Genomic DNA, 4,164 nt, shown 5'->3' with positions numbered 1-4,164 from the left:
TGTTGGCATCTTCATCAATCACGACAGTCGGCGCCGCCGGGGCACCGGTGCCCACGCCGTAATCCAGGGTGGCGGAGTCAGTGCCTTCGGCGCTGTTGCCGGCGCTGTCGGTGACCGTGGCGGTGATGTCAAGCTCTGTGCCGGTGGCAGGCGGATCAATGCTCAGCTCCAGGCCATTATCCAGCATGTCCTGGGTGACCGGGCCGGAGAACAGGGTGTTGCCATCCTGGTCAGTCACTTCAAGGGTGTCACCCGCGTCGGTGCCGGTGGCCAGGGTGACGGTGATGTTCACCTGGCCACTCAGCTCGGCGTCATTGATGTAGCCATCGTCGTTGGCATCTTCGGTAATGGTGACCGTTGGGGCCGCCGGGCCGCTGCTCAGCAGGGCATTGTCACTGCCGCTGGCGGTGTTGCCAGCCGGGTCGGTGACCGTGGCCGTCAGGGTGATGGCGGTGCCATCCGCCGGGGCCGGGATAGACAGGCTCAGGCCATTGTCCAGCATGTCCTGGGTGATGGTGGCGGTGTACACCTCATTGCCATCCTGGTCGGTGACCGTGATGGTGTCACCCACCGCAGTGCCGTCGCCCAGGACGATGGTGTAGTTGATGTCGCCATCGAGCTCATCATGATTGATATAGCCGTCGTTATCGGCATCTTCGGTAATGGTCAGGACTGGGGCCGCAGGGGCGCCGATGCCCGCACCGTAATCCAGAGTCGCGGAGTCTGAGCCTTCAGCGCTGTTGCCGGCAGGATCAGTAATGGTCGCTGTCACTGCCAGTGTGGTGCCGGTCGCCGGTGCATCCACGGCCAGCTGCAGACCGTTATCCAGCATGTCCTGCGTGACCGTGCCGGAGAAGATGACGTTATCATTCTGGTCGGTCACTTCGATGGTGTCACCCACGTCGGTGCCGCTGCCCAGGGTGACGCTAATGTCTATCTGGCCATTAAGCTCGGCATCATTGATGTAGCCGTCATTGTTGGCATCTTCGGTAATCACCACAGTCGGCGCGGTAGGGGCGCTGTCGCCGTAATCCAGGGTGGCACTGTCACTGCCATTGGCGGTGTTGCCCGCCGGGTCGGTCACGGTGGCGGTCACTGTGATGGTGGTGCCGGTGGCCGGGGCGGTCATGGTGACCGGCACGCCGTTGTCCAGCATGGCCTGGGTCACCGCGCCGTTAAACAGCGCATTGCCATCCTGATCGGTGACAATCAGGGTATCGCCCACGGCGGTACCTGCGCCCAGGGTGACGGTGATGTTGATGTCACCATCGAGCTCATCATCACTGATGTAGCCGTCGTTGTCGGCATCTTCGGTAATGGTGACGGTCGGAGCGGCCGGTGCGCCGCTGCCCACGCCGTAATCCAGGGTGGCAGATTCGCTGCCTTGTGCGCTGTTGCCCGCCGGGTCAGTAATGGTGGCGGTCACTTCCAGCGTGGTGCCGGTGGCCGGTGGGTCAATGCTCAGGTCAAGGCCGTTATCCAGCATCTCCTGCGTGACCGGGCCTTCAAACAGGGTGTTGCCATCCTGGTCGGTGACCACAAGGGTGTCACCCACAGCCGTACCCGCGCCCAGGGTGATGGTGATGTCCACCTGACCGTCCAGCTCGTCATCGTTGATGTAACCATCATCGTTGGCATCTTCGGTAATCTCGACCGTCGGCGCCGCCGGGGCGCCGGTGCCGGTGCCGTGATCCAGGGTGGCCGCATCACTGCCGTTGGCGGTGTTGCCCGCCGGGTCGGTGACGGTGGCCGTCACGGTCAGGGTCGTGCCGGTGGCTGGCGCGGTCATGGTGACCGGCACGCCGTTATCCAGCATGGCCTGGGTCACGGTGCCGTTAAACAGTGCATTGCCATCCTGGTCGGTGACCACCAGGGTATCGCCCACCGCGGTGCCTGCACCGAGGGTGACGGTGATGTTGATGTCACCATCGAGCTCATCGCTATTGATGTAGCCGTCGTTGTTGGCATCCTCATCAATGACCACCGTTGGCGACGCCGGTGCGCCGCTGCCTGTGCCGTAATCCAGGGTGGCCGAGTCAGAGCCCTCAGCGCTGTTGCCCGCCGGATCAGTGACCGTGGCGGTGATTTCCAGCTCGGTGCCGGTCGCCGGGGCGGCCACAGACAGGTCAAGGCCATTGTCCAGCATGTCCTGGGTGACCGGGCCTTCGTACAGGGTGTTGCCCGCGTTATCGGTGACCACAATAGTGTCACCCACGGCGGTGCCGGTGCCCAGGGTGATGGTGATATCCACTTCACCGCTGAGCTCGCCATCGTTGATGTAACCATCACCGTTGGCATCTTCGGTAATGACCACAGTCGGTGCGGTAGGCGCACTGCTGCCGTGATCCAGGGTGGCCGAGTCACTGCCGGTGGCGCTGTTGCCACTGGTGTCGGTCACGGTGGCCGTCAAGGTCAGGCCGGTGCCGGTCGCTGGCGGGGTCATCGTCAGCGACAGGCCATTGTCCAGCATGGCCTGGGTCACGGTGCCGTTAAACACCTCGTTACCCGCCTGGTCAGTGATGACCAGGGAGTCACCCACCTCTGTGCCGGCGCCCAGCGCCACGCTGAAGTTGATGTCGCCATCGAGCTCATCATCATTGATGTAGCCGTCATTGTTGGCATCTTCATCAATGGTCAGGGTCGGGGCCCCCAGGTTCGGGTTGCCGCCACTGGTATCCAGTATCGCACTGTCACTGCCATTGGCGGTGTTGCCCGCCGCATCGGTGACGGTGGCGGTGACCACCAGGGTGGTGCCACTGGCCGGGGCATCAATCGCCAAACCCAGGCCATTGTCCAGCATGGCCTGGGTCACCGGGCCGCTGAACAGGGTGTTGCCATCCTGGTCGGTGACCACAAGGGTGTCACCCACCGCCGTGCCGCCGGTCAGGGCCACGGTGATGTTCACCTGACCCACCAGTTCGGCATCATTGATGTAGCCGTCGTTGTCGGCATCTTCGGTGATGGTGACCACAGGCGTGCCCGGCGCCGTGCTGCCGACATCCAGTACCGCGCTGTCTGAGCCATTGGCGGTGTTGCCCGCCGGGTCGGTGACGTTGGCATTCACCGTGAGGGTGGTGCCCGCTGCCGGTGCATCCAGCGTCAGGGCCAGGCCATTGTCCAGCATGGCCTGGGTGACCGGGCCGCTGAACAGGGTGTTGCCATCCTGGTCGGTCACCGTGAGGGTATCGCCCACAGCAGTCCCCGCGCCCAGTGTCACGCTGATGTCTATCTGACCATTGAGCTCGCCATCATTGATGGTGCCATCGTTATTGGCATCTTCGGTAATCACCACTGTTGGTGAGGCCGGTGCGCCCGTGCCGACGCCGTAATCCATGACCGCCTGGTCGCTGCCTTCGGCGCTGTTGCCGGCAGGGTCAGTGACGGTGGCAGTAATCGCCAGGGTGTCGCCAGTGGCTGGCGCATCCACGGCCAGTGACAGGCCGTTATCCAGCATGTCCTGAGTCACGGTGCCGGAGAAGATGACGTTGCCATCCTGGTCGGTCACGGTGACGGTATCGCCCACGGCAGTGCCTGCTCCCAGGGTCACGGTGATGTCTACCTGACCACTGAGCTCGGCATCATTGATGTAGCCGTCGTTGTTGGCATCTTCGGTAATGGTGACCGTCGGCGCACTTGGTGCGCCGCTGCCCACGCCGTAATCCAGTGTGGCGTTGTCTGAGCCCTCGGCGCTGTTGCCTGCCGGGTCGGTGACGGTGGCGGTGACAACGAAATCAGTACCGGTGGCCGGTGGGTCCATCGTCAGGTCAAGCCCGTTATCCAGCATGTCCTGAGTGACCGGACCGGAGAAGATGACAGTGCCATCCTGGTCAGTCACCACAAGCGTGTCGCCCACGGCGGTGCCTGCGCCCAGGGTCACGGTGATGTCTATCTGACCATTGAGCTCGGCATCATTGATGTAGCCATCATTGTTGGCATCTTCGGTAATTACCACCGTCGGTGCCGCCGGGGCACCGCTGCCCACGCCGTAATCCAGGGTGGCATTGTCTGAGCCCTCGGCAGTGTTGCCCGATGGCGTAGTGACGGTGGCCGTGACCACCAGATTGGTGCCGGTGGCAGGCGGATCTATGCTCAGATCCAGACCATTATCCAGCATGTCCTGAGTCACGGTGCCGGAGAAGATGACGTTGCCATCCTGGTCGGTCA

1 protein-coding gene is annotated in these 4,164 nt (G+C 63.1%); it reads right to left on the bottom strand.

The features are described 5' to 3' along the window. The coding region (locus GMA8713_RS25145; RefSeq protein ID WP_368730454.1) for a beta strand repeat-containing protein at positions 1-4,164 on the bottom strand (4,164 nt) is incomplete at both ends.

It is taken from the genome of Grimontia marina, from assembly GCF_900060185.1.
In the GTDB taxonomy this organism is placed as follows: domain Bacteria; phylum Pseudomonadota; class Gammaproteobacteria; order Enterobacterales; family Vibrionaceae; genus Enterovibrio; species Enterovibrio marinus.
Note: the sequence above shows the minus strand (reverse complement) of the source record. Positions and strands in the feature narration are given on the sequence as shown.